This window comes from Leifsonia tongyongensis, assembly GCF_010686705.1.
Taxonomy (GTDB): Bacteria; Actinomycetota; Actinomycetes; order Actinomycetales; family Microbacteriaceae; genus Diaminobutyricibacter; species Diaminobutyricibacter tongyongensis.
In genome coordinates, this window is the sequence record NZ_JAAGWY010000003.1 from 251,407 (window position 1) to 277,772 (window position 26,366).

Consider the following 26,366-nt stretch of genomic DNA (forward strand, 5'->3'; position numbering starts at 1 on the left):
TTACGCCTGGACGACGAGCAGCACCGCGAGCGTCACCATGAGGACGGCGACGCCCGCATCGAGGATGCGCCACGCGATGGGACGCGCGAAGAGCGGCGCGAGGAAGCGGGCGCCGAAGCCGAGGGCGGCGAACCAGATCGTGCTGGCGATGAGGGCGCCGAGCCCGAAGAACCAGCGCCCGGGGTCACCGTGCGGCGTGGCGAGGGAGCCGAGCAGGACGACCGTGTCCAGGTAGACGTGCGGGTTCAGCCAGGTGAGGGCGACGCAGGTCAGCACGGCGGATGCGAGGGTGGTGCGTGCGGCGCTGCCGCCGGTCTCGAGCCGCTCGGGTCGGAACGCGCGCCGAGCGGCGAGGATTCCGTAGAGGACCAGGAACGCGAACCCGGCCCACCTCACGACTTCCAGGGCGGCTGGTGCTGCGCGCACCAGACCGCCGATCCCGGCGATTCCGAGGGCGATGAGGATGCCGTCGCTCGCGATGCAGATCAGCACGACCGGAAGGACGTGTTCCCGGCGAAGGCCCTGGCGCAGGACGAAGGCGTTCTGTGCGCCGATAGCAATGATCAGGGACGCCCCCGCAGCCAGGCCGGCGAGGATGGTCGTTGCGATGGCTGCGGCGGGCATGGTTCGACGTTAGGGGAGATCTGGACTGAAGTGAAGTTCATTATTCTTCAACCGCATTAGCATTGCTTGTGATGGAGGCCAACGTCGAACACTTGAGAACGCTCGCCGCGGTCGTGGACCACGGCAGTTTCGAACGCGCGGCCGAGGCGCTCCGCATTACGCCGTCGGCGGTGAGCCAGCGCATCAAGGCCCTCGAGCAGCGCGCGGGCCGCGTGCTGGTGCTCCGGTCGAAGCCCGCCGCCGTGACGGAGTCGGGGCAGGTGCTCCTCCGCCTGGCACGGCAGGTCGCCCTCCTCGAAGGCGAAGCGCTCGCACGGCTCGGCACCGAAGCGGAGGGAGCCGTCCGCGCCATCCCGCTCGTCGTGAACGCCGACTCGCTGGCGACCTGGGTCCTTCCCGCGCTGGCGGGTCTCGACGGAATGAGTTTCGAACTGTACCTCGACGACCAGGCTCACTCCACCGCCCGGCTGCGCGACGGCACGGTCGTCGGCGCGGTGACGTCCGATCCGGTCCCCGTGCAGGGCTGCGTCGTACGGCCACTCGGCTCGATGACGTATCGCGCCGTCGCCACGCCGGAATTCGCCGCACGGTGGTTTCCGGCTGGACCGACCAGGGAAGCACTCGCCGTGGCCCCGATGATCGTCTTCGACCGCAAAGACACTCTCCAGGATCGCTATCTCGACGCGCGCGGGACGGACGCCGAGCCCCCTCGGCACCAGGTTCCCGCATCCACCGAGTTCGTGGCCGCGACCGCACTCGGCCTCGGCTGGGCGATGATCCCCGACCAGCAATCGGCCGGACTCGTGACGGAGGGCCGCCTGATCGACCTCGACCCCGCGCATCCGATCGATGTGCCGCTGTTCTGGCAGCACTGGTCGGTGGAGTCCGAATCCCTCGCGAGAGTCACGGATGCGCTGGCGCAGCAGGCCGCGCTGGCGCTTACCGTCAGTCCGACAGCACCCGCTCGAGGGCGTCCGCGAAGAAGTCCGCTGCCTCGACGGTGAGGCAGAGCGGCGGCTTGATCTTGAGCACGTTCTTGTAGTCGCCGGTCGGCTGCACGATGCATCCCTCGGCGAGCAGGGCGTCGCAGATCCGGGCGGCCTCGGCTCCAGCGGGTTCGAGGGTCACCGGGTCTCTCACCAGTTCGACGCCCAGGTAGAGGCCGAGACCGTGCACGGCTCCGATGGTCGGGAAGCGTTTCGCGAGCTCGTCGAGTCGGGCAGCGAGGTGGGCGCCGACGATGCGCGCGTTCTCCTGCAGGTGCTCGTCGCGCATGATGTCGAGCACGGTCAGCCCGACCCTGGCGCTGACGGGGCTGCCTCCTGCCGAGGAGAAGAAGCTGCCTTCGGCGGCGAATCGCTCGGCGATCTCTCGTGTCGTGATGACGGCGCCGAGAGGATGGCCGTTGCCCATCGCCTTGGCGACCGTGATGATGTCGGGGATCACCCCCTGCTGCTCGCTGCCCCAGAAGTATTCGCCCAGGCGTCCGTAGCCGACCTGAACCTCGTCGGCGATGCAGACGCCGCCGCGCTCCCGCACCAGTTCGTAGGCGCCGGCGAGGTAGCCGTCCGGCAGCATGACACCGCCGGCGTTCCCGAAGACGGGTTCGGCGATGAACCCGGCGAGCCCTGCGTCGTCGGGACCTGCGTCGTCGAGCGCTGCAAGCTGGGCTGCGACGTCGGCGAGGTAGCCGGCCGCGGCACCGGGGCCGCGATACTTTCCGCGATAGGAGTGGGGCGATTCGACGAGTCGCACCCAGTCCGGCCGGGTCTCGAGGGCACGCGGGTTGTCGCCGATCGACGAGGAGACGGCGTCTGCGCCGACGGTCCAGCCGTGGTAGGCCTCGCGAACGGCGAGGATGGTGCGCCGCCCCGTGAACGTCTGGGCGAGGCGGATCGCGAGGTCGACGGCCTCGCTTCCACTGTTCACGAGGAAGACGGTGTCGAGCGGGCCGGGAGCCAGCTCGGCGAGCCGGGAGGTGAAATCCGAGAGCTCCTCGTAGTGGAAGCGCGAGTTCGTGTTGAGGAGCGCCCACTGGTCGCGGACCGCGTTCACGAGACGGGGATGGGCATGGCCGACGGCGGTCACATTGTTGACCATGTCGACGTAGGTCTGGGCGCGCGTGTCGACGAGGTGATGGCGCCAGCCCCGCTCGATCTGCGGCGGATGCGCGTAATAGTGCTCCTGAACCCGGGCGAAACTCGCGTCGCGGCGTCGCAGCAGGGCGTCAGGGTCCTCCTCAGGAGCGGCGAGTCCGATGCCGAACAGCGGTGAGGGATCCGGGCTGAGCGCGCGCCATTCAGGTTCGGCGCCGGGTCGCACGAACGCGGGTGGCCGGTGCCCCGCGAGACGGGAGAGCTGCACGGTGAGCGTCTCGGTCGTCCCCAGCGGGTCGCCCGCGGCGACCTCACGAGCGGCGGCATCGAGGGGGACCAGCCCGCTGAACCAGACATCGAGTCCGGGGGAGCTGAGTACCCAGTCGTCGCCCGACGCCGTGAGCATCCCGGACACGGGGGCGTGCACGCGCGTGCCCTCGGGAACCCGGGCGGTGACCGCGAGCGCGAGGGTCGGCGTCGCTGCGGCGGACTCCGGGACGGCGCGCGTGAGACGGAACTCGCCGTAGCGCGTCACGGCGCGCCCGTTCGAGCGGCCGGTCTCCGTGAGGAGTCGCGCTTCGATGTCCGGCTCCAGCCAACGGCCTTCGTCGAGACGGTGGCTGGTGACCGAGAGGTCGAGAACATCGGAATCGTCGAACCCGAGGTCGAAGAGTGGGAGCGGCGCGCACGCGGCGGCATCGCGCCGGAGTCGCCAGCGGATGAGCGACTCCACTTCGTCGGGATCGACGCGCCTGGCGACGTCGAACACCAGCCATTCGTGCGCCCTGTTCTCAGCGGCGTAGGTGTTCCCGGCATCCACGGCGACCTGCTGCTCACCGCTCACCACCAGGACCGCGGCGCGGAGGAGTACGAGCGGCCAGAGCGCTTCGATCTCCGGGTCGGTCAACGGCTGGTGCGCGGTGAACGCAGCGATCGTCTCGAGCGCTCGCAGCGGCTCGCCCGGCACGTGGTGCAGCGCGGATGCGACGGCGACGGCGAGTTCCGCGACGATCCAGCCGCGGGAGACGTCCCCGAAGTCGATCACGCCCGCCGGTACATCCGTGCCGTCGATGTCGGCACCGGTGATCACGATGTTGTCGTCGGTCACATCGCCGTGGATCACCCCGATGCGCAGGGAGTCCCGCAGGGGCTCGAGTCGGGCGAGGGCGCCACGCGTGGCCTCCTCGATGAGGCGTCGCCGTGCAGGCTGGGCCACATGATCGGCCAGCCGGTCGACGACCTCGCCGGCGATCCGCAGGTCCCACTGGGTCGACCGCTCGGTGCCCGGGTGTTCGAGTCCGGTCAGCCCGGCGGCCACCCGGCCGGCGATGTCGCCGAGGGAGCGCAGCTGGGCATCCGAGAGCTCGCCCTCGCCGGTGAGCGGATCACCGTCGACATACGTGAGCAGCCGCGCGATGAGACGCTCGCCCCCCAGCTCGACCCGTTGCAGGTCGGAGCCGTCCAGCCCGGGGAGCGCCCGGGGAGCGATGACGCCGCGATCGTGCAGCGCGCCCATCGCCAGGTTCTGCGCGGCGAGCTCATCGGCTGAGAAGACCGGATTGGCGACCTTGAGGACGAAGACGCCGGATGGCCCATCGATGCGGAAGTTGCGATCCTGCTGGCTGCCCAGCTCGGTCGGTGTGCCGTCCACGCCGAAACGGTCGCGCGCGATCGCCTGGGCGTCGGCAGCGGTGACGTCGGGGCGCGGGAGCGCGGAGGGCTGGGCCAGGAAGTCGAAATTCGTCATGGTCTCTCATCGTGGTCGAGTCGGTCATGAGGGATGTGGTCATTGTACTGACGAAACAGCATCGCTTCGAATTCGCAAATGCGGAGTACGCAATAGACTGGCTCTCATGATGACGAATCACGAATCGACACTCGAGGACGGACTCGACTCGATCGACCGTGCGCTCATCGTCGCGCTGCAGGAAGACGGTCGTCTCAGCTACGCCGAACTCGGCGAACTCGTCGGGTTGTCGCCCGGTGGAGCGCGCCTGCGGGTGCTGCGTCTCCAGGAGCGCGGGATCCTGCAGGTCGTGGGAGTGACCGACCCGCTGAAGCTCGGGTACGAGCGCATGGCGATGATCGGGATCGAGGTCGACGGCGACATCCGCGCGGTGGCCGATGCGATCGGCGCGATCGACGGGGTGATCTACCTCGTGCTGGCGGCGGGCACGTTCGACATCCTCGTCGAGGTCATCGCGGCCGACTCGGAGGCCCTGTTCGAGCTCATCAACGAGCGCATCCGCGCCGTTCCGGGCGTCGCAAAGGCACAGACGTTCTCCTATTACTCCATCCACACGCACCGCTTCACCTGGGGGCCACGATGACCGATCCGGATCTTCCCCTGCTCGGTCGTGCCGCGATCGTCACCGGCGTATCGCGCCGGCGCGGCATCGGCTTCGCCATCGCGCACCGCCTCGCCGAGCTGGGCGCCGACCTGTTCGTCCATCACTTCGCGCCGCACGACAGCGAGCTTCCCTGGGGTGCGGACGATCTGGGCGCCGTCTTCACCGCGCTCCGGGATGCACAGCCCTCGGGCGCACGGTTCGGTGAGCTGAGCGCCGACCTGGCCGTTGCCGATTCGGCCGCCGCGGTGATCACCGCTGCCATCGAGGACGTGGGCACCCCGCGCATCCTGGTCTGCAACCACGCGCGCAGCGGTGGTGACGGCTCGATCTTCGACATGACGGCCGAACGCCTCGACGCGCACTGGTCGGTGAACACGCGTGCGACACTGCTGCTCACGCGGTACTTCGCCGAAGCGTTCTCCGGCTCGCCCGTCGACGGCTCAGCACCGCCGGCGACGGCGCCCGGCGTCAGGCAGCGGACCGACGGCCCGTTCGACGAGCACCAGACGGGCCGCGTGTTCTGGATGACCTCGGGCCAGCAGGACGGGCCGATGCCCGGAGAGGTCGCGTACGCGGCGAGCAAGGCAGCACTCGCAGGGCTCACGCCGACGGTGGCGAGCGAACTGCTCACCCGGGGCATCCTGCTCAACACGATCAACCCTGGGCCGGTCAACACGGGCTACCTCGATGAAGAGACCACCGACCGTCCCCTCGACGAGATACAGGAACGCATGCGGAGCCTGCCGCTCGGTCGATTCGGCCTTCCGGACGACCCGGCCCGGCTGATCGGCTGGCTCGCCACGGACGAAGGCCGCTGGGTGGTCGGGCAGGTGATCACCAGCGACGGCGGATTCCGGCTGTGACCGGGCATGGCGCGACCGCGCGCCGCAGCGTCGTTGCCAGCCAACGCTCGGCGACGGGTGCCTAAGATCACTGTGTGAAGAACCCGGGTACGGTTGCGCTCGCGGCCGTGATCGATGTCGCCGGGGTGGTGCTTTTCGTGCTCCTCGGCCGGTCGAGCCATTCCGAGGCCCTCACCTCCATCGGTACCCTCGACACCCTGTGGCCGTTCCTGGCCGGGCTTGCGCTCGGATGGGTGCTCACGTTCGCCTGGCTCCGTCCGCTGGCGATCCTCTGGCCGGGCATCCCGATCTGGATCATCACGGTCGCCGCGGCCATGCTGTTCCGTGCATCGGCCGGCCAGGGCGTCGACGCCGCGTTCGTCGTCGTCGCCACCGTGTTCCTCGGACTCTTCCTCGTCGGATGGCGGCTGATCGCCATGCCCATCGCGAGGCGCCGCGTCGCCTGAGCTAGTCGACGATGTGCAGCTCGCGGCTCGTGTTGTTCAGCCGGCGCGCCCCATCGGCCGTGGCCACGACGATGTCCTCGATGCGAACGCCGAACCGGCCGGGGAGGTAGATCCCCGGCTCGATCGAGAAGCACATCCCGGCACGGATCGGGTGCTCCTCGCCCTCGACCATGTACGGCGGTTCGTGGGTGGTGAGGCCGATGCCATGACCCACCCGGTGGATGAAGCGGTCGCCGAATCCCGCATCCGCGATGACCCGGCGCGCGACACGATCGATCTCCTGGCAAGTGACCCCTACCGCGACAGCCTCGAACGCCTCCTGCTGCGCCCGCCTGACGACCTCGTAGACCTCGCGCTCCTCAGCGGTCGGCTCCCCGACGTGGACGGTGCGGGTCGTGTCCGACCCGTAGCCGTCCTTCAGCCCCCCGAAGTCGAGCACCACCATGTCGCCCGTTTCGATCGTGCGCTCTCCCGCCTCGTGGTGCGGGTTGGCGCCGTTGGGACCGGAGCCCACCACGGTGAAGTCCACCTGCGAATGCCCGTGCTCGCGCAGCAGCGCGGCCAGGTCGGCGGCGACCTCGTTCTCCGTACGGCCGGCGAAACGGACGTGGATGATCTGCTCGAACGTGGCGTCGGCCGCAGCTCCCGCCGAGGCGAGTCGCTCGATCTCGTCGTCGCCCTTGACAGCACGCAACATCGGGAGGGCGCGCGTCATCGCTTCGAAGCGGGCGCGGGGCAGCTTCTGCTGGAGCCCGAGAAGGTGCATCGCCCACGTCGAATCGGAGATCGCATAGCCTCCCTCCGGAGCCAGCAGCCCCGCGGTGGGCACATACTCGTCCGTCCCGTCCGACCAGTCGACGAGGTGGACGGACCCGGCCCCGAGCGCTTCGGCTGCACTGTCGTGCTCGAGGATCGGAACGACCATGCTCGGCTCGCCGTCGGCAGGGATCACGAGCAGGGTGATCCGCTCGGTGACGGCCACGGGCAGATAGTCGATGAAGTAGGCGAGGTCGGGGCCCGGCGCGATCAGCAGACCGTCGAGACCCGCATCCCGGGCCTGGGCCGCTCCGCGCTGGAGCCGGGCCGCATAGTCGTCGGCGGTGAACGGTCTCATGGGCGCTCCCCTTCTGCAGCTCGCGTTCCCTGTGCAGGACCGGCCCGGTCGTCGATCGGGCCGAGATAGGCGTTGGCCACGGTCGAATGCGCCGACTCTGCATCCGAGGGATGGAAGATGCCGGCGAGCACGTCGCGGTACAGCCTGCCGAGCTCGCTCGAGGCGAAATAGGTCGAGCCTCCGCTGACGCGCACCGCCTGGTCGACGACGTGCCTGGCGGTCTCGGTCGCCCTGATCTTCAGCCCGACGAGCCGGGGGAACCACTGGCTGCCGTGGTCGACCCGCTGGTCGACGTCTCGGGCGAGCGTGTCGAGCTGGGGCGGTAGGGCGTCTTGCGCGATCGCCGCATCCGCAATGCGCCACCGGATGTCCGGGTCCTGAGCGTAGGTGCGCCCCTCGTTCTTGAGGGAGGTGCGCCGCCGGGCCGCAGCGACGGCGAGTTCGAGCGCGCGAGCTCCGATGCCCGTGTACACCGCGGCGAGCAGGATCTCGAAGTTCGCGAAGATCGCGAAGACGAGCGAATCGGGGTTCGGACCGGGGTCGAGCCGCCGGACGATCCGGTCGGCCGGTGCGTAGGCTCCGTCGAGCACGGTCGTGTTGCTCTGGCTGGCCCGCATGCCGATGGTGTCCCAGTCCTCCTTCACCTCGAACCCGCCGCCGTCGCGCGTGATGAACCCGTAGACGATCTTGGGCGCATCCGCGCTCGCCGTGTCGAGGCCCATGGTGCCGAGACGCGTCCACGCGGGGGAGAGGGAGGTGAAGATCTTGGTGCCGTGAAAGCGGTATCCGCCGTCGGGCTGGGGTCGCGCATCCGTCGTCGAGCCGAACAGCACGAGATCGTTGCCCGCCTCGCTCAGGCCGAAAGCGAAGATCTCGCCGTCGCCCGCCTCGCGGAGGAGGAAGTCGAACGAATCGTCGCCGCGATCGTGCAGGACTTTCGCCACGCCGGTCCAGACCAGGTGCATGTTGACGGCGAGGGCCGTCGCCGGCGCCGCGGACGCCAGGCGCAGCTGCTCCCGTGCGGTGCGCTCGAGGCCGAGACCCAGACCGCCGAACTCGACCGGGACCATGGCTTTCAGGTAGCCGACACGCACCAGGTCGGCGAGATCGTCGTCGAAGAACGCATTCTCGCGGTCGTAGGCCGCCGCACGCGATCGGATGCGTTCGAGCAGGTCGTCGGTCAGCAGCGGTTCGGTTACGTGCGCGCTCTCGGTCACCCTCCAAGCCTACGCAGCGGCGCCCTTCTTGCGCCCGATCCAGCGGGCGATCCACCACGCGATACCGCCGAGCACCGCCAGCACGACGAGCCAGGGGAGGATGACGCCCAGGCCGATCAGCAGGCCGTTCACAGCGGCCACGAGCGCATTCCAGCCGGTGGTCAGGCCGCTCCAGAACGACCCGGGGGCGGCGGCGACGACGGTGGCCTTCGTGTGGATCGTGAGCGTGATCGTCGACATGGCGACTTGGTCGGCGAGCGCTTTCTGCTGGGCGCGCAGGCTGTCGAGCTGCGCCTGGCGGTCGGAGAGCGTCGACTCGATCGTGATGAGGTCGGCGGTCGTGGTCGCCCTGGCCATCAGGGCGAGGAGGCGGTCGACCGAGGTCTGCAGCGCGGTGATCCGTCCGTCGATGTCCTTCGACTGTGCGGTCACGTCGGTCGCGTTGAGCGTCGCCGATTCGACCGTGCCGAGGCGCTTGACAGCCGTGAGGGTGCTATCGAGACGGGACGACGGGATGCGGAGAACGAGTGTCGCACTCGCCTTCTCGTCGCCCGTGCCGGGCTGCTCGGAGCTGCTGTCGACGCGACCGCCCGAGCCGAGGACGATCGCCGTCGCGCGGTCGGCCGTGCCGATCGGATCGGCCGCCGTGAGCGAGACGGACCCGGTTGTGACGACATCCCTGTCGGTGGAGATGACGGTGTCGCTCTTCGACGCCGGAGCCGCGAAGCCGCCCGACGCATCCTGACCCGGTTTTCCCTGAACAGTCGAGCCTCCGGGACCCGCCGAACTCGACGATGTGCCCGCACCCGTGCATCCCGCCAGCAACAGCGCCGCCACCGCCAGCACTGCCGCACCCGCCCATATGCGCTTCATGGCATAAGAGTAGAAGCGCTGCGTCGCCCGCAGGGTCACGGTCCGGCGACGAATCGGTCACGAAACGGTATCGCCGTGGCCGGCGGCATAATGAGGGGATGGGGTGGCTGGCCGACCGGACGCGATCGCTCTTCGGTCGTCGCGCCCCGATCCTCCATGTCGCCGGCGACGAAGGCGACGGGCCGGTCGTCGTGCTCGTGCACGGCATCGCGTCGTCGTCCGTCACGTTCCAGAACCTCGTTCCGTTGCTGGAGCCCACGCACCGGGTGATCTCGATCGACATCCTCGGCTTCGGACGGTCGCCGGCGCCCCCGGATGCCGACTACACGATCGAAGAGCACGTCGCCTGGCTGCACGCCACGCTCCGAGCGCTCAAGGTGCACGACTTCGTCCTGGTCGGACACTCCCTGGGAAGCCTGATCGTCGCACGCTACGCGGCCGACCATCCGTCGGGGATCACGCGGCTGGTGCTGATCGGTCCGCCGGTGTACGGATCGCCGAACGAGATCGGCGACCGGCGGGTGCGGAGCCGGGTGAGCGCGTACCTCCGCGCCTACGAGTTCCTGCGTGCGAACAAGGAGTTCACGATGTTCAACGCGTCGGTGCTCGCACGAATGCTTCCGATCAAGGGCGTGTTCGAGGTGACGGAGAAGAACTGGGATCCGTTCGTGAAATCACTCGAGAACTGCATCGAGTCCCAGACGATCGTCAGCGACCTGGCCCGGGTGAGGGTTCCCGTCGAGGTGATCTACGGATCGCTCGACGCCTTCATCGCGCCGGGAAGCCTGTCGGTGATCGAGGCGATGCGCCACGTCCAGATGCACCGGGTCGACGGCAACGACCACATCATCCGGAAGCGCCTGGCCCGAGTGGTCGCCGTGGCTATCGGCTCAGGTCCGCCGGGCTGAGCTGGGCGGCCCCGGGGCCCGCGACCGGCAGGATCGACGAAGCCGCTTCGAGGTAGGCCTCGCTGTCGAAGTGGGTAAAGATCGACGACTGCACGATGAATCCCTGCACGATGCCGACATACAGGCCGGAGTAGAGCTGTGCCGCGCGTTCGGCGTCGTCGGCGGGGAGCTTGAGTTCCTTGAGGTACCAGGCGCGGAGGTAGTCGTGGAAGATCCCTTTGACGCGATCGCCGACCTTCGCCAGGGTCGCGCCGACGGCCGGCTCGACGGCAGCGTGCGCCCAGATCTGCACGAGGATGCTCAGCGAGCCGAGTTCGCCCTGCATGCCGCTCATCACGATGCGGACGATCTCGCCGGGCGCAGGCATCGGCGTCTGCTCGCGCGCCGACTCGAGTTCACCGAGGCGAAGGTCGAGGACCTCGGTGATCGCCAGCGTGATCAGCTCGTCCTTGCTCTTGTAGTGACCGTAGATCGCACCGGCCGACAACCCGCTCTCCGCGATGATGTCGCTCATCGACGTGGCGGCGAATCCTTTGCGCGCGAAGCATCGCAGCGCGGCCGTCGCGATCTCGTGGCGACGGGCCGCGCGGTGGGCGTCGCTGACCTTGGGCATGCATCCACCTTAAAAAGGAACGTTCGTTCTTGACAACTCGACTTCAGGGTATCACCATAAAAGAACGAACATTCTTTTTATTTGGAGTCGATCATGTCAAACAGCACAACACCACAGCCCCACACCGCGTGGGGCCGTGCCGTCGGGATCGCGATCGCCGCCGCAGTCGTCGTCGTCGCCATCCTGATCGCCTTCGTGTGGCCGATCATCACATCCTCCGTCAAAAACATGCCGATCGCCGTCGCCGGGTCGTCCGAGCAGGTCGCGGCCGTGACGAGCGCGCTCGACAAGAATGCGAACGGCGTGTTCTCGGTCACGAAAGTGGCCGACCGCGCAGCCGCGATCGACCTGATCAAGACGCGGGACGTCTACGGGGCGGTCGTCGTCGGCGACAAGCCGGAAGTCCTCACCGCGTCGGCGAACGGGGCGGCGACCAGCCAGATCCTCGGGCAGCTCGCCGTTCAGCTGCAGGCGCAGGCGAACCAGCAGGCGGCCGCCGCCGTCGAGCAGGCGATCGCCGCGGGCCAGGCGCCGGCAGGGACGAAACCGCCGACGATAACCGTCGCCGTCACGGACGTCGTCCCGCTCACCTCCGGCGATCCCCGCGGCCTCGGCCTCACAGCCGCCTCGTTCCCGCTCGTACTCGGCGGCATCATCGGTGGCGTGCTCATCTCGCTCCTGGTCGTCGGGCCGTGGCGGAGGCTCGTGAGCGTGGTCGTCTACGGCTTCGCCGCCGGATTCTCGGTCGTCGGGATCATGCAGGGATGGTTCGGGGTGCTCCAGGGGAACTTCTGGATCAACGGGCTCGCGGTCTCACTGGCGATGGCTGCGACGGTGTCGCTCATCGTGGGGATGAACGCCCTCATCGGGCGTGCCGGCATCGCGGTCGGCGCGGTCATCACCATGCTCATCGGCAACCCGCTCTCGTCGGCGGCTCAGCCCATCCAGTTCACGGTTGCGCCATGGGGCGTTGTCGGCCAGTGGTTCGTGCCGGGGGCGGCGTCGACGCTCGTCCGCGATCTGTCCTACTTCCCCGATGCGAACGCGACCTTCCCGTGGCTCGTGCTGGCCGGCTGGACCGTGCTCGGGATGATCGCGATGGTCGCGGGGCACTTCCGCAACCAGGAGGTAGTGCACGTCGAAGACGCACTCGAGAAGCCATCGGGCGAGACCGAGCGTGAGGGCAGCCTCCAGCCCGCCTAGGCTGGGAGCATGCAGACCAGGACACTCGGACGTACAGGACGCACCGTCTCCGTCATCGGACTCGGAACATGGCAGCTCGGCGCCGACTGGGGTGACGTGTCGGAGGCGGATGCGCTGGCCGTGCTCGAGGCATCCGCCGACTCCGGCGTGACCTTCTTCGACACGGCGGACGTGTACGGCGACGGGCGCAGCGAGCAGCTCATCGGAAAGTTCCTGGCCGCGCATCCCGACCGTGGGATCACCGTCGCGACCAAGATGGGGCGGCGGGTGGCGCAGGAGCCGGCGAACTACACGCTCGCCAACTTCCGCGCCTGGGTCGATCGATCACGCCGGAACCTCGGCGTCGACACCCTCGACCTCGTGCAGCTGCACTGCCCGCCGACACCGGTGTATTCCGCGGATGCGGTCTACGACGCACTCGACACGCTCGTTGCCGACGGCGCGATCGCTGCGTACGGCGTGAGCGTGGAGACGTGCGACGAGGCGCTCGCGGCGATCTCGCGGCCGGGGACGGCGACGGTGCAGATCATCCTCAACGCGTTCCGGCTGAAGCCCCTCGACCAGGTGCTGCCGGCTGCGCGCGACGCAGGAGTCGGCATCATCGCGCGTGTGCCACTGGCCTCCGGGCTGCTGAGTGGGAAATACACGGCGTCGACCACGTTCTCGGCTGACGACCACCGCTCCTACAACCGTCACGGCGAGGCGTTCGACGTGGGCGAGACCTTCTCAGGCGTCGACTTCGAGACCGGGGTCGCTGCCGCGCACGAATTCGCAACACTGGTGCCCGCGGGTCTCACGCCGAGTGAGGCCGCGATCGCCTGGGTCGCCGAGCAGGACGGTGTGAGCGCTGTCATCCCCGGTGCGCGATCTGTCGAGCAGGCGAGGGCGAACGCGGCGGCAGGGTCCGTCGGCCCGCTCGGCGCGCCGTTCGACGGGGCTGTGGTCGCGCTCTACGACCGGCGACTGCGCGCATCCATCCACTCCCGCTGGTAGGCCCGGCGCGCGGCGTTGCTGCCGCGGCGCGCGCGACCGCACTCGTTGCGCCCGCGACGTGCGCCACCGCACTCGTTGCGCCTGCGACGTGCGCTACCGCACTCGTTTGGCGCCTGCGCACTCGTACATACTCGTGCGCTCGCGCATAACGAGTGCGGTGACCGCGGCGGCGGTTAGGGCGGCGCAGGACGCCTCCGCTCAGGAGGGCTGGACGGGGACGGGCTCGGTGTCGGGGATGGGGCTGGAGTCGCGGTTCCGCAGGTCGGGATGCCAGCGGTGGGCCAGGGCGGGCACGATGAAGCCGACGAGCGCGAAAGCGCTCGCTGCCCAGAAGGCGCCGATCGGACCCTGCGAGTCGATGAGGAACCCGGCGAGCGCCGACCCGAGGGCAGCGCCGATGAGCTGACCGGTGCCGACCCAGCCGTATGCCTCCGCTGTGTCGCTGAACTTGACGCTCGCCGAGACGATCGAGAAGAGGACCGCGAGGGCAGGGGCGATCCCGAGGCCCGCGATGATCAGCGTCAGTGAGAGGCCCCACCAGGTGGCCAGCGCGAACATCGAGATCGTCACGCCGACGAACACGATGAGCATGCGGCGTGCGGTCGCCCACGGACCGATCGGGATGTGACCGAACGCGAGGCCTCCGACCAGCGAACCGAGCGACCAGATGGCGAGCACCACGCCCGCCTCCGGGCCCTGGTTGCCGAAATTGGCGACGACGCCCGCTTCGATCGCCGCACACGACCCGATGAGGAGAAACCCGACGACCGTCGCGAGCAGCACCGGAGGGCGCTGCAGCACGGACCCGAACCGGCGCTTGCTGCGAGGGATGCGCACCCGGCCGACTTCGGGGGAGGAGATGAACCACGTTCCCCCGAGGAGCATGATCGCCACCGACATGAGGATGCCCTCCACGGTGCCGATCTGCGTGGAGACGAAGGTGATCGCGACCGGGCCCGCGATCCAGATGATCTCCTGCGCCGACGCGTCGAGCGAGAAGAGCGGGGTGAGCTGCCGCGAGTTCACCATCTTGGGGTAGATCGTCCGCACGGCAGGCTGGATGGGGGGCATGCTCAGACCCGCGAAGAAGGCGATGCCCATCGTGACCGGGATGGGCAGCACGAAGAGGCCGATGCTCGCGACCGCTGCCGAGCAGAGTGCGAGTGTCGTCCAGAGCACGGTGCGCATCCCGAGCACTCCCATGAGACGGCTGGTCATCGGCCCCGCGATCGCCTGCCCGATGCTCATCGCGCCGAGCACGAGGCCCGCCGCGCCGTAGGAGTGATGGACGCGCTCGATGTGGAGCAGGAATGCCAGTGAGAGCATCCCGAACGGGAAGCGTGCAGTGAGCTGCGCAGCGATGATACGAGCGACGCCGGGCGTCTTCAGAAGGCTCGTATAGGTGCTCACAAGGTGCCCAGTCTATCGGTCGGCACCCCTGTCGGTGGGGGGTCGTAGGGTGTGCATAAGTCGGACAAGTTATGCACATCTGTGGATGACACGCCCACTAGATGTGGGGTTACGCGTGTCGTGATACCCCGCTATATAGTGGTCACACGCCGTTACGAAGCTAGTGAAAATGCCCCCACGACTGGGGAGTGACAGAGCGATTTCAGGGGATTAGAAGGCGTCTGCAGACCGGGGCATCCGGTGAGGTTTCGCCGTTCGCGGAGAACGGCATGAAAGAGGGAGAAGAAGTGGCAATCACCGTCGTCAAGCGGAACGGCCAGCGCGAGCCGTACGACGCGAACAAGATCAACCTGGCGATCGAACACGCCTCGCAGGGGCTCGACGAGAACATCACGTGGGTCACCCAGATCGCGAGCGAACTCGAACTGACCCTGTTCGACGGCATCACGACCCAGCAGCTCGACGAGGCCGTCATCCAGGTCGCGCTCCAGAACGTCAAGGACGACCCGGCGTTCGACATCGTCGCCGCGCGCCTGCTGCTGAAGACCATCTACAAGCGCGTGCTCGGCGACTACGAGAGCGACGACGAGCTCCGGTCGCTGCACGCCTCCCACTTCCGCGGTTACATCGACCGCGGCGTCTCCGAGCAGCTGCTCGACCCGCGCTTCACCTCCCTCTACGACCTCGACCGCCTCGCGGCCGCCCTCGAGCCCGGGCGCGACGAACTGCTCAAGTACATCGGCGTCGTCACCCTCAACAACCGCTACGGGATCAAGGCGCGCAACGGCGAGACCCTCGAGGTGCCGCAGTTCTTCTGGATGCGCATCGCCATGGGCCTCGCACTCAACGAGGCAGACCCGACGCGTCACGCCCTCGAGTTCTACACGAAGATGTCGAAGCTCGAATACCTCGCAGCGGGCTCGACGCTCGTCAACGCCGGAACCGCGTACCCGCAGCTCTCCAACTGCTTCGTCATGGAGATGCAGGACGACATCGAGCACATCGCGAAGTCGGTTCGCGATGTGATGTGGCTCACGAAGGGCACCGGCGGCATCGGCCTCTCGGTCACGAAGCTGCGCGCGCAGGGTTCGCCCATCCGCTCGAACAACACGACCTCGACCGGTCCGATCCCGTTCATGCACACCATCGACTCCGTGCTGCGCGCGGTCAGTCGCGGCGGCAAGAAGTTCGGCGCCCTGTGCTTCTACATGGAGAACTGGCACATGGACTTCCCGGAGTTCCTCGACCTGCGCCAGAACTCCGGCGACCCGTACCGCCGCACCCGCACCGCGAACACCGCCGTGTGGATCAGCGACGAGTTCATGAAGCGCGTGCAGAACGATGAGCCGTGGTACCTGTTCGACCCGCTGGAGGTCGCCGACCTCAACGAGCTGTACGGCAAGGCCTTCTCCGAGCGCTACGCCCACTACGCCGCCGAGGCAGAGGCCGGCCGGCTGCACATGTTCAAGAAGATCACGGCCCGCGAGCAGTTCAAGGCGATCCTGATGAGCCTCCAGACCACCAGCCACCCGTGGCTGACCTGGAAGGACACGATCAACAACCGTGCCCTCAACAACAACACCGGCACGATCCACCTGTCGAACCTGTGCACCGAGATCTGCCTGCCGCAGGACCGTGACAACGTCTCGGTCTGCAACCTCGCCTCGATCAACCTGACCCGTCACCTCGAGAACGGTGTCTTCGACTGGGCCCGCATCGAAGAGAGCGCGCGCAGTGCCGTCCGCCAGCTCGACAACCTCATCGACATCACGATCTCGAGCGTCGACGAGGCCGACTTCTCGAACACCCAGAACCGCGCGATCGGCCTGGGCGTCATGGGCTTCACCGACGTCGTCGAGAAGCTCGGCATCAGCTACGAGAGCGAAGAGGCCTACGACCTGATCGACGAGATCATGGAGCACGTCTCGTATGCGGCGATCGACGAGAGCGCCGACCTCGCCCGCGAACGTGGCGCCTACCCGAACTTCGAGGGCTCACGCTGGTCGCAGGGCCTCGTGCCGTTCGACTCCATCGCCCTCACCGAGCAGGACCGCGGCGTGCCGATCAAGGTCAACCGCAAGACCCGTCTCGACTGGGACTCGCTGCGTGAGAAGGTCAAGGGCGGCATGCGCAACGCGACGCTGATGGCGATCGCGCCCACCGCATCCATCGGTCTCGTCGCGGGAACCACCCCCGGATTCGACCCGCAGTTCTCGCAGATCTTCAGCCGGTCGACCTCGTCGGGCAAGTTCCTGGAGGTCAACCGCAACCTCGTCGCCGCGCTGCAGGAGGAGGGCATCTGGGAGAAGGTCCGCGAGTCGATCCTGCGCAGCCAGGGCGACATCCAGGGCATCCCCGAGATCCCGGATGCGATCAAGGCGACCTACAAGACCAGCTTCCAGCTCTCGCCCTACTCGTTCATCGAGGTCGCAGCACGCGCCCAGAAATGGATCGACCAGGCGATCAGCCGCAACATGTACCTCGAGACGCGCGATCTCGGCGACATGATGGACATCTACTACGCCGCGTGGGAGCGTGGGGTGAAGACCACCTACTACCTGCACATGAAGCCGCGTCATCAGGCCGAGCAGTCGACCGTCAAGGTCAACAAGGCCGAGGAGATCGCGGCCGGTGCGACTCGCAAGGGGTTCGCATCCGTCGGCGCGGGCGAGGGTGCGGATGCCGCTCCCGCCGCCGCTCCGGCACCGGCTCGCCGCGGCTTCGGCTTCGGAGGTCTCGCGACGGGTGGTGACAAGTAAATGAGCAACAACACCACCCGCGTCGAGGAATACTACGTTCCGGTCGACCCGATGGACGACCTGCAGTGCGAGTCGTGCCAGTAACGCTGGAGCTTGGAGCGACGCATCGCGTCGCCGCGACGCCAGTTCCGACGGAGCTCCGCTCCGTCGGCGTAAACAAAGTTGGAGATTAGATATGGCGATTTTGGGAACGGGAATCCAGGAAGGATTGCTTCTCAAGCCGGTCACCTACAAATGGGCGATGGATCTGTACGACCAGGCAGTGGCGAACACCTGGTTCCCGAACGAGATCCAGCTGGGCGAGGACATCGCCGATTTCAAGAAGATGACGGATGAGGAACGGCACGCCATCACCTTCCTCATGAGCTACTTCAACCCGAATGAGCTGCTGGTGAACAAGGCGCTCGCGTTCGGTGTCTACCCGTACCTGAACGCGGCCGAGGCGCACCTCTATCTCGCGAAGCAGATGTGGGAGGAGGCGAACCACTGCATGTCGTTCGAATACGTCCTCGAGACATTCCCGATCGATCGTGCAGCGGCGTACAACTCCCACATCGATGTCCCGTCGATGGCGCGCAAAGAAGAGTTCGAGATCCGGTTCATCAAGCGGATGACCGAAGAGACGCTCGACATCACGACGACCGCGGGCAAGCAGGACTTCATCCGCAACCTCGTGGCGTACAACGTGATCCTCGAGGGTATCTGGTTCTACTCGGGCTTCATGGTCGCGTTGTCGTTCCGTCAGCGCAACCTGCTGCGCAACTTCGGGTCGCTCATGGACTGGGTGGTGCGCGACGAGTCGCTGCACCTCAAGTTCGGCATCAACCTCATCCTGACGGTGCTGGAGGAGAACCCCGACCTGCAGACGGCGGAGTTCGCGGCGGAGATCCGCCAGATGATCCTCGACGCCGTCGAGATGGAGGAGGAGTACAACCGCGACCTCCTGCCGAACGGCATCCTGGGGCTCAACGCGAACTACATCAACCAGTACGTGAAGTACCTGGCCGACCGTCGCCTCGAAGAGCTCGGGTTCGAGGCGGAGTACAAGGTGTCCAACCCCGCGAAGTGGATGGCGACGGCGAACGACACGCTTGAGCTGGTCAACTTCTTCGAGTCGACGAACACGTCGTACGAGTCGAACGCGAAGGCGTCGACCGGCAACCGGTAAGCGCCCGCCGCGCCCTGTGGCCGCCGCGACCTGTGCCCGCCACCCCCTGTGCCCGCCACTCCGGTGCGTCCCCTCCCGCTCGAGCGGGCCGGGTTGTACCGAGGTGGCGGGCACGTGCGTGGCGGCGCCGTCTTGGAGCTTGAGCACCCCGCGGTTCGGGATGCTGGGCCCGCCAGTTGGGTGCGATCCCGCCAGCTCGAGCGGGCCGGGTTGTACCGAAATGGCGGGTTCACACTCGGCGAGAGGCGCACGCGAGCGGCGCGCGCGGGCGGCGCGCGCGAGAGGATAGGAGGGTGTCCACACTGATCCAGGCCGCCGACCTCGCCGCGGAGCTTGCCGCATCCACCCGACCGCGCCTGCTCGACGTGCGCTGGAAGCTCGGCGGACCGCCGGGGCGACCACTCTACGAAGCGGGCCACATTCCGGGCGCTGTCTACGTCGACCTCGACACCGAGCTGGCGGGCCACGGCCTGCCGACGGACGGCCGGCATCCGGTTCCCGCAGTCGCCGACCTGCAGGACGCGGCTCGGCGCTGGGGCCTCAATCGGGGCGACGCTGTCGTTGTCTACGACGACCTCTCCGCCATGTCCGCGGCCCGGGCCTGGTGGCTGCTGCGGTATGCGGGAGTGCGCGACGTTCGCGTACTCGACGGCGGACTCTCCGCGTGGACCGCCGCCGGCTTCCCGCTCGAGACGGGCGACATCGTGCCCGAGCCGGGCGACATCGAGCTGGCCTACGGTCACCTCCCCGCCCTGAGTGCGGACGAGGCGGCCGCCGTGGCACGCGACGGCGTGCTCCTCGACGCACGGGCCGCAGAGCGGTATCGGGGCGAAGTGGAGCCGATCGATCCGCGCGCAGGCCACGTGCCGGGCGCGATCAGCGCGCCGACGACTGAGAACCTGGCAGCGGATGGGCGCTTCCTCCCCCCGGATCTGCTGGCCGCACGCTTCGCAGCGCTCGGGGTCACAGCGGATGCGCCGGTCGGCGCGTACTGCGGCTCCGGCGTCACCGCAGCCCACGAAGTGCTCGCGCTCGAACTCGCGGGCCTCCAGGGCGTCGTGTACCCCGGCTCGTGGTCCGCCTGGTCGAACGACCCGCACCGCCAGGTCGCGACCGGAGCGGCTCCATGACCCGTGTAACACAGGGCAACAGCCCTTTGCCGGCCTCGCGCACGCGCCTAGTGTCGACGCATGACCACCGTGGATGCGCATCCGGACGAGCGGCCCGCCGGCCTGCTCGCGTTCGGTGACGTCCCCGAGCTGAGGGCGGTGAGCGCGACGGACGGAATCCTCGATTCTGCGGCGGCCCTCATCGGCAACACGCCTGTGGTGGAACTCCGTTCGCTCACCCGTGGGCTCCCGGGTCGCATCCTCGTCAAGCTCGAATCCCGGAATCCGGGCGGTTCGTCGAAGGACCGCGTTGCACTGAACATGGTCCGCACCGCGGAAGCGACCGGTGTGCTCCGGCCCGGCGGGACCATCGTCGAGGCGACGTCGGGCAACACCGGCATCGGCCTGGCACTCGTGGGTCGCCTCACCGGGCATCCGGTGGTCATCGTGCACAGCGCCGACATCTCCGACGAGAAGCGTGCGGTCCTCACGGCCTACGGCGCGCGCCTCGTCGAAGCCGACTGGGATGCGTCACCCAGCGACCCCCGGAACCCGCGCGCTGTCGCCGATCGCATCGCCGCCGAGACCCTGGGAGCCTGGCGTTCGTCGCAGTTCGAGAACCTCGCCAACCCGCACGCGCACTACCAGACGACGGGCCCGGAGATCTGGCGCCAGACCGCGGGTGCGGTCACGCACTTCGTCGCGTCGATCGGCACGGGAGGAACGGTGAGCGGGGCAGGCCGCTTCCTCAAAGACGTGAGCGCGGGCGCGGTCCGGGTCGTCGGCGCCAACCCTGCGGGATCGACCTATGGCGGAGCATCCGCCGGCCCGATCGTCGTCGATGGCGTGGGGACGAGCTGGCCGCGCGAATTCTGGCCGACGACGTTCGACCGCGAACTGGTCGACGAGGTGCGAACGGTCGACGATCGCACGGTCTACCAGACCATCCACCGGCTCGCAGCGGAGGAGGCGCTGCTGCTCGGCCCCTCGTCGGGGCTGGCCGTCGCGGTCGCGCTTCAGGAGGCCGCCACGGCGAAGCCGGGCGACGTGATCGTGGCGATCGCGCCGGACGGCGGCATCAACTACCTCACCAAGGCGTTCAACCCCGTGTGGCTGGCGAAAGCCGGGCTCACTCCATCCGACACACCGTCACGAGACCGGAACGGCGAGTAGTTTCGCACCATGACCCTTCTCCATTTCGGCTGGTTCCTCGGCGCCGGTTTCGGCGTCCAGGGCTGGGGCGACCCCACCTACGGCATCGGCTACGACTGGAAGCAGCCGCAGGTCTACCAGGACGCTGCACGCCTCTTCGAGGCCAGCGGTTTCGACCTGTTCATCATCGAAGACGGCGTGGCCGTTCCCGACACCTACGGCGGCACGGCCGAGGTCAACCTCGCCAACGCACGGTTCGTGCCGAAGCACGACCCGCTGCCACTGGTCCCTTACCTGCTCGGCGCGACCCGAGACCTCGGGATCGTGCCGACGCTGAGCGCGAGCTTCTACGAGCCGTTCACCGCGGCCCGGCTGCTGGCCACGCTCCAGCATTTCGCGAACGGCCGCCTCGGCTTCAACGTCGTGACCAGCGGCTCCGATCTGGCCGCACAGAACTACGGCCTGGACAAGCAGGTCGAACACGATCTCCGTTACGACCGCGCCGACGAGTGGGTGGACGTGGTGCGTCGCCTCTGGCGCAGCTGGGATGCCGACGCGGTTCTCGAAGACACCGAGCGGGGCGTCTACGCCGACTTCACGAAAGTGCGGCCGATCAACCACGACGGGCGGTTCTTCCGGGTGCGTGGCCCGCTCAACACGGTTCCGCCTGTGGAGGAGCCGGTCATGGTGCAGGCGGGCGCGTCCGGTCGTGGCCGCGATTTCGCCGGCAAGAACTCCGACGTCATCCTGGCGCTCGCATCCACCCCCGAGCGGATGCGCGAATACCGCGACTCCATTCGCGAGGTTGCGGCCGCCAACGGCCGGAATCCGGATGCCGTGAAAGTGCTCTTCGTCGTCAATCCGGTCGTCACGGCGAACGCCGAGGAGACCGCTACGGTGAAGGCGGCCCGGGCGGAGCTCACGCAGGCTGCGATCGACGAGGCGCTCCAGTCGATCTCCTACCTGTCCGGCGTCGACTTCAAGGAGTTCGACCTGGACGCGCCGCTGCCCGAGGTCACGACGAACAGCAACCAGGGCACGCTCGACAATTTCGTCAAGTCGGCGCCCGAGGGTTCGACTCTGCGCGAGATCCTCCAGGTCCGCGCCCGCAAGGACGGGCTCGCGATCGTGGGAACGGCCGACGAGATCGCCGACCACCTGGGCGAACTCGGCGAGGCGGTCGGGGGCGACGGCTTCCTGTTCACCGGCCAGGTGCATCCGTCGCATGTGCACCGCACGCTCGATCCACTCGTGCCCGCCCTGCGGCGGCGCGGGCTGATCCGCACCGGCTTCGGCGGCTCGGGGTTGCGGGCGAATCTTCTGGAGTTCTGACGTGGCGGCGGAGATCGTCACGTTGGGCGCCGACGCTCCGACGTCGGCGGACGTCGTCGCCATCGCCGAGGGTGCGCAGGTTGCCATCGATACGGATGCGCGCGAAGCGATCGCGGCATCCCGTGCCGTCGTCGACGCGGCCATCGCCGCCGGCAGGGCGGTCTACGGACTGAACACGCGACTCGGCGCCGGCCGCGACGACCGAGTCGGCGACGACGAACTGCTCGACTTCCAGCGGCTCGTCATTGCCAACCATCGCGGCGGGATCGGCGAAGCGCTGGGGGAGCGCCAGGCGCGCGCGCTGATCGCCGTGCGCCTCATCGGGTTCACGCGCGGCGGTGCGGGCGTGCGCGTCGAGCTGGCCCAGGCGTACGCCGACCTGCTGAACGCCCGCATCCATCCGGTCATCCCGGCCCGAGGTTCGGTCGGCGCGGCAGACCTGACACACCTCGCCGAGGTGGCCGCCGTCGTGACCGGTGGCGGGCGTGCCTTCGTCGACGGTGTCGTCGTTCCGGGTGATGAAGCCCTCGCCTCCGCAGCGCTCGCGCCGGTCGTCCTTGCTCCGCACGAAGGACTCGCCGTGCTCAGTTCGAACGCTTACAGCCTCGGTGCAGGCGCGCTCGTGCTCTCTGCTCTCGCCGGCCGGGTCGGCGCCTGGGATAGCGTCGTCGCACTGGCGCTGGAAGCGCTGGGCGCCGCGGGACCGGCAGGCAACCTGGGCGCCTTCAGCGCGGAGATAGCGGATGCTCGGGGCGGTCCCGGCCAGCGAGCGTCGGCTGCCGTGCTTCGTGCCGCCCTCGAAGGCAGTGCTCTCACGGCATCCGATCGCACCGTGACGGTGCAGGATCCGATCGCGTTCCGCACCGTTCCTCAGCTCCACGGCGCGTTGCGCGAGGCGGTCGACCGGGGGCTGGCCGAGATCGACCTCGAGCTCGCGGCTCGCTCGGACAACCCTTTGGTGGATGCGGGAACGGGGCGAATGATCTCCGGCGGCAACTTCCAGGCGGTTCCGCTGGCGCTGGCCCTCGAAAACGTGCGGCTCGCACTCGCGCACGTGGCGTCGGCGACCGAACGCCGCATCTCGACGCTGTCCGGCGCGCTCACGCCTGCGCGCCGGGAGGGGAGGACGCGCGTACCCGGACTGCTCGCGTACTCGGCTGCTGCGGCGCTCGCCGAAGTGCGGCAGCTGGCGGCTCCTGCGACGCTCGGGGTGACGACGCTGTCCGGGGTGGAGGATCACGCGTCGCTCGCGCCGCTGGCCCTCCAGCTGCTGGAGCGGTCGGCCGTCCTCGTCGACGAACTCGCGGCGATCGAGGCGCTGCACGCGGTCGATCTGCTTCTGGTGACCGGTGTTCGGCCGACCGGCGCCGGGACAGGCGCACTGTTCGGACGGGTCGACGCGGCCATCGCATCCGGAATCCCTGCTTCGGAACTCGTGCCGGTGGTCGTCGCGTCGCTCGGTTGAGCGCTGCCCGGTCGCCGGTCCTGCCTACTGCTCAGTCGGCCGACCCGCCGGCGGACGGGAGCTCCTTCTCGAACGAGAGGTAGCCGATCGCCTCGTAGTCGGCGTCGAGGTCGAAGAGCGGCCGGTAGCCGAGCGAGAGGTAGAGGGCGACGGCCTCGGGCTGGCGCGCGCCGGTCGTGAGCTCGATCCGTCGCACCCCACGCGCGGCTGCCTCTGCCTCGAGCTCAGCCATGACACGCCTCGCCAGGCCCTTCCGGCGATGACCGGAGTGCGTCCAGACCCTTTTCACCTCGACGGTCTGGTCGTCGATGCGCATGAACGCGCCGCCGGCGACCGGGGTGCCGTCGACAAGCAGCAGGAGGAACACCCCTCCGGTCGATTCGTGGAAGCGTTCCGCGGGGTAGCGCGACAGTTCGGCCGAGGACGGGATGCCGTCGTTGAACCCGTAGCGTTCGTCGTATTCGCGCGAGAGCTCCTCGACGAGAGGCGCTGCCAGCGGGTCGTCGGGACTGGAGTGGACGACGGTCGCCGTCGATGCGAAATCGTTAGGCAAAACAGGCACTCACCGACGATATGTCGGCGCTGTGCGCGTGACAACATGGATTGTTCACACTTCGTCATGCCAGACGGGGCGGCGATGCAATTAATCGCGAAATACGCGACAAATCTCTGCGAAATGTTGCGTTGCACGCGTCAATTAGGTTGATTGTCAGCGCCAGCGCTGAGGTAGGCTCCACTCACCGCGATTCTCCCGAACCTGCAACCAAGAGAAGGAATACACACATATGCGAACCCGTTATGCGGCTCCCGCACTGCTCGCCGTGGCAGCGCTCGCGCTGACCGGATGCGTCGACAACTCGACGCCTTCGAGCGGCTCGACGTCGACGTCCACGGTCTCGAAGGATTCCGCTGCCGCAGCCCTCCTGCCCGACGCCATCAAGAAGGCCGGCGTCATCACGGTCGGTGTCGACGCGACCTACCCGCCGAACGAGTCGAAGGACGCGAACGGCAACGCCGTCGGCTGGGACATCGACCTCTTCAATGCCGTTGCACAGAAGCTCGGCGTCAAGGCCACGTATGTCATCGCAGGCTTCGACACGATCATCCCGAACATCACCGGTGGAAAGTACGACGTCGGCGTCTCCTCGTTCACGGACAACGTCGAGCGCGAGAAGCAGGTCGACTTCGTGAACTACTACTCGGCCGGCATCCTCTGGGCCGCGCCGAAGGGCAAGAGCGTCGACCCCGACAATGCCTGCGGCCTCAAGGTCGCGGTCGAGACCGGAACGACCGAAGAGACGGATGAGATCCCCGCCAAGTCGAAGGCCTGCACCACCGCCGGTAAGCCTGCGATCCAGATCCTCAAGTTCGACGGCCAGGACCAGGCGACCAACGCAGTCGTCCTCGGCCAGGCCGACGCGATGAGTGCCGACTCCCCGATCACCGAGTACGCGATCGCCAAGTCCAACGGCAAGCTCGAGGTCGCCGGCAAGACCTTCGAGGTCGCTCCGTACGGAATCGCTGTCAACAAGGGATCGAAGCTCACCGATGCCGTTCAGAAGGCGATGCAGTCGCTCGTCGACGACGGCACCTACAAGAAGATCCTCGACAAGTGGGGTGTCGCTGACGGCGCACTGTCCTCGATCACGGTCAACGCGGCGTCCAAGGGCTGACAATGACCACCGACGGTCACAGCGGTGCGGCGGCGGGCACAGCCCCGTCGCCGCACGGCGACACCATCTCGCAACCGATCAAGGCGGTCCGGCTGCGCCACCCGTGGCGCACGGTCATCGCGATCATCCTCATCGTCTACCTCGTGGCGTTCATCTGGGATGCCGCCCAGCGGTCGGCGTTCCAGTGGGACATCTTCGCCAAATACGTCTTCGACCAGCGCATCCCCATAGCAGCGGTGAACACCCTGCTGCTGACGCTGTACTCGATGATCATCGCAGCGGTGCTCGCGCTGATCCTGGCGGTGATGCGGCTCTCCGACAACCCCGTGTTCAAGTCCGTCGCGTGGTTCTACCTGTGGATCTTCCGCGGCACACCCGTATACGTGCAGCTCGTGTTCTGGGGACTGCTGTCGGTGATCTACCCGACGCTGATGATCGGGCTCCCGTTCCTCCAGCCGGTCATTTCGCTGCCAACCCAGAACACCCTCAACTTCTTCACCCTCGCCGTCATCGGCCTGGGACTCAACGAGGCCGCCTACCTCGCGGAGATCATCCGGGCCGGCATCCTCTCGGTCGACCGCGGCCAGGAGGAGGCGGCGACTGCGCTCGGAATGAGCTGGAGCCAGACGATGTGGCGCATCGTCATCCCGCAGTCCATGCGCATCATCATTCCGCCGACGGGCAACGAAGTCATTTCAATGCTGAAGACCACGTCGCTCGTCACCGCTGTCCCATACAGTCTCGAGCTCTTCACGAGATCGAGGGACATCGCAACGACGCTGTTCGCGCCCATCCCGCTGCTCCTCGTGGCGTCGGTCTGGTATCTCGCGATCACGTCTGTCCTGATGATCGGCCAGTACTTCCTCGAGAAGCGCTTCTCGCGCGGCATCGGAGCCAGGCGGAACACAAAGAACGAGGAACCGCCACCTGTGCTGCCCCCGGTAATGCCGACGACCGACGGCGCTGCCGGAATCGACCTGGGAGGAAAACATTGACC

General features: G+C 67.9%; 23 protein-coding genes. 15 read left to right on the forward strand and 8 right to left on the reverse strand.

Features of this window, described 5'->3' with window-relative positions; genetic code table 11:
* Complete coding sequence (locus tag G3T36_RS14620; protein ID WP_163290548.1) at positions 1–624, reverse strand: LysE/ArgO family amino acid transporter; 624 nt, start codon at positions 622–624, stop codon at positions 1–3.
* 71 nt (positions 625–695) lie between these two features.
* Between G3T36_RS14620 and G3T36_RS14625 the strand changes: the two genes are divergently transcribed.
* Positions 696–1,628, forward strand: coding sequence for a LysR family transcriptional regulator ArgP (locus tag G3T36_RS14625; protein WP_163290549.1), 933 nt, complete (start codon positions 696–698; stop codon positions 1,626–1,628).
* Here the strand turns inward: G3T36_RS14625 and G3T36_RS14630 are convergent.
* Positions 1,570–4,467, reverse strand: a complete 2,898-nt coding sequence (locus G3T36_RS14630; protein ID WP_163290550.1) for an aminotransferase — start codon at positions 4,465–4,467, stop codon at positions 1,570–1,572. The genes G3T36_RS14625 and G3T36_RS14630 overlap by 59 nt on opposite strands.
* Positions 4,468–4,573: 106 nt before the next feature.
* On the opposite strand from G3T36_RS14630, the gene G3T36_RS14635 reads away from it, so the two are divergent.
* The 3 genes from G3T36_RS14635 (at position 4,574) to G3T36_RS14645 (ending at position 6,380) form a co-directional block, all read left to right on the forward strand.
* On the forward strand, positions 4,574–5,050 hold the full coding sequence (locus tag G3T36_RS14635; RefSeq protein ID WP_240148553.1) for an Lrp/AsnC family transcriptional regulator: 477 nt from the start codon (positions 4,574–4,576) through the stop codon (positions 5,048–5,050).
* Positions 5,047–5,934 carry an SDR family oxidoreductase gene (locus G3T36_RS14640; RefSeq protein ID WP_163290551.1) on the forward strand — a complete coding sequence of 296 codons (888 nt, stop codon included), beginning with the start codon at positions 5,047–5,049 and terminating at the stop codon, positions 5,932–5,934. The genes G3T36_RS14635 and G3T36_RS14640 overlap by 4 nt, the downstream gene beginning before the upstream one ends.
* A 74-nt stretch (positions 5,935–6,008) precedes the next feature.
* Positions 6,009–6,380 carry a DUF3054 family protein gene (locus tag G3T36_RS14645; protein WP_163290552.1) on the forward strand — a complete coding sequence of 124 codons (372 nt, stop codon included), beginning with the start codon at positions 6,009–6,011 and terminating at the stop codon, positions 6,378–6,380.
* A 1-nt stretch (position 6,381) separates the two neighbouring features.
* Here the strand turns inward: G3T36_RS14645 and G3T36_RS14650 are convergent, their stop codons facing one another.
* The 3 genes from G3T36_RS14650 to G3T36_RS14660 are packed head-to-tail and all read right to left on the reverse strand — an operon-like array spanning position 6,382 to position 9,584.
* Positions 6,382–7,494 carry an aminopeptidase P family protein gene (locus G3T36_RS14650; protein ID WP_163290553.1) on the reverse strand — a complete coding sequence of 371 codons (1,113 nt, stop codon included), beginning with the start codon at positions 7,492–7,494 and terminating at the stop codon, positions 6,382–6,384.
* Positions 7,491–8,711 (reverse strand): acyl-CoA dehydrogenase family protein, encoded by a 1,221-nt coding sequence (locus tag G3T36_RS14655; protein ID WP_163290554.1) that lies wholly within the window; start codon positions 8,709–8,711, stop codon positions 7,491–7,493. Before G3T36_RS14655 ends, G3T36_RS14650 begins: the two co-directional genes overlap by 4 nt.
* A 9-nt stretch (positions 8,712–8,720) precedes the next feature.
* Positions 8,721–9,584, reverse strand: coding sequence for a DUF4349 domain-containing protein (locus G3T36_RS14660; protein WP_163290555.1), 864 nt, complete (start codon positions 9,582–9,584; stop codon positions 8,721–8,723).
* Positions 9,585–9,682: 98 nt separating this feature from the next.
* Between G3T36_RS14660 and G3T36_RS14665 the strand changes: the two genes are divergently transcribed.
* Positions 9,683–10,492 carry an alpha/beta fold hydrolase gene (locus G3T36_RS14665; protein ID WP_163290556.1) on the forward strand — a complete coding sequence of 270 codons (810 nt, stop codon included), beginning with the start codon at positions 9,683–9,685 and terminating at the stop codon, positions 10,490–10,492.
* Here the strand turns inward: G3T36_RS14665 and G3T36_RS14670 are convergent.
* Positions 10,467–11,105: a TetR/AcrR family transcriptional regulator gene (locus tag G3T36_RS14670; RefSeq protein ID WP_163290557.1), complete on the reverse strand. Its 639-nt coding sequence runs from the start codon at positions 11,103–11,105 to the stop codon at positions 10,467–10,469. The two genes, G3T36_RS14665 and G3T36_RS14670, sit on opposite strands and share 26 nt — an antisense overlap.
* Before the next feature lie 93 nt (positions 11,106–11,198).
* Between G3T36_RS14670 and G3T36_RS14675 the strand changes: the two genes are divergently transcribed.
* Together G3T36_RS14675 and G3T36_RS14680 are read left to right on the forward strand one after the other, a co-directional pair.
* Positions 11,199–12,308 (forward strand): ABC transporter permease, encoded by a 1,110-nt coding sequence (locus G3T36_RS14675; protein WP_163290558.1) that lies wholly within the window; start codon positions 11,199–11,201, stop codon positions 12,306–12,308.
* A 9-nt stretch (positions 12,309–12,317) separates the two neighbouring features.
* A complete protein-coding gene (locus G3T36_RS14680) occupies positions 12,318–13,301 on the forward strand; it encodes an aldo/keto reductase (RefSeq protein WP_163290559.1) in 984 nt (327 codons plus the stop codon).
* Between the two features lie 198 nt (positions 13,302–13,499).
* On the opposite strand, the gene G3T36_RS14685 is transcribed toward G3T36_RS14680, so the two are convergent.
* Positions 13,500–14,711, reverse strand: coding sequence for an MFS transporter (locus G3T36_RS14685; protein WP_163290560.1), 1,212 nt, complete (start codon positions 14,709–14,711; stop codon positions 13,500–13,502).
* Positions 14,712–14,998: 287 nt separating this feature from the next.
* On the opposite strand from G3T36_RS14685, the gene G3T36_RS14690 reads away from it, so the two are divergent.
* The 6 genes from G3T36_RS14690 to G3T36_RS14720 all read left to right on the forward strand — a co-directional run bounded on the left by G3T36_RS14690 (position 14,999) and on the right by G3T36_RS14720 (position 23,696).
* Positions 14,999–17,470, forward strand: a complete 2,472-nt coding sequence (locus G3T36_RS14690) for a ribonucleoside-diphosphate reductase subunit alpha (protein WP_338031594.1) — start codon at positions 14,999–15,001, stop codon at positions 17,468–17,470.
* A gap of 175 nt (positions 17,471–17,645) precedes the next feature.
* Positions 17,646–18,638, forward strand: a complete 993-nt coding sequence (locus tag G3T36_RS14700) for a ribonucleotide-diphosphate reductase subunit beta (protein ID WP_163290562.1) — start codon at positions 17,646–17,648, stop codon at positions 18,636–18,638.
* A gap of 293 nt (positions 18,639–18,931) precedes the next feature.
* A complete protein-coding gene (locus tag G3T36_RS14705) occupies positions 18,932–19,768 on the forward strand; it encodes a rhodanese-like domain-containing protein (protein WP_163290563.1) in 837 nt (278 codons plus the stop codon).
* A 60-nt stretch (positions 19,769–19,828) separates the two neighbouring features.
* Entirely contained in the window at positions 19,829–20,920 is a 1,092-nt protein-coding gene (locus tag G3T36_RS14710; RefSeq protein WP_163290564.1) for a PLP-dependent cysteine synthase family protein, read from the forward strand.
* Positions 20,921–20,929: 9 nt separating this feature from the next.
* Positions 20,930–22,231, forward strand: coding sequence for an NtaA/DmoA family FMN-dependent monooxygenase (locus G3T36_RS14715; protein ID WP_163290565.1), 1,302 nt, complete (start codon positions 20,930–20,932; stop codon positions 22,229–22,231).
* A 1-nt stretch (position 22,232) separates the two neighbouring features.
* The gene (locus tag G3T36_RS14720; RefSeq protein WP_163290566.1) at positions 22,233–23,696 is read left to right on the forward strand and encodes an aromatic amino acid lyase; all 1,464 of its coding nucleotides are present in this window, start codon (positions 22,233–22,235) and stop codon (positions 23,694–23,696) included.
* Positions 23,697–23,727: 31 nt separating this feature from the next.
* On the opposite strand, the gene G3T36_RS14725 is transcribed toward G3T36_RS14720, so the two are convergent.
* Positions 23,728–24,258 carry a GNAT family N-acetyltransferase gene (locus G3T36_RS14725; protein ID WP_338031595.1) on the reverse strand — a complete coding sequence of 177 codons (531 nt, stop codon included), beginning with the start codon at positions 24,256–24,258 and terminating at the stop codon, positions 23,728–23,730.
* Between the two features lie 223 nt (positions 24,259–24,481).
* Between G3T36_RS14725 and G3T36_RS14730 the strand changes: the two genes are divergently transcribed.
* Complete coding sequence (locus G3T36_RS14730; protein ID WP_163290567.1) at positions 24,482–25,369, forward strand: ABC transporter substrate-binding protein; 888 nt, start codon at positions 24,482–24,484, stop codon at positions 25,367–25,369.
* 2 nt (positions 25,370–25,371) lie between these two features.
* Complete coding sequence (locus G3T36_RS14735) at positions 25,372–26,364, forward strand: amino acid ABC transporter permease (protein ID WP_163290568.1); 993 nt, start codon at positions 25,372–25,374, stop codon at positions 26,362–26,364.
* The last annotated feature ends 2 nt before the right edge of the window (positions 26,365–26,366 follow it).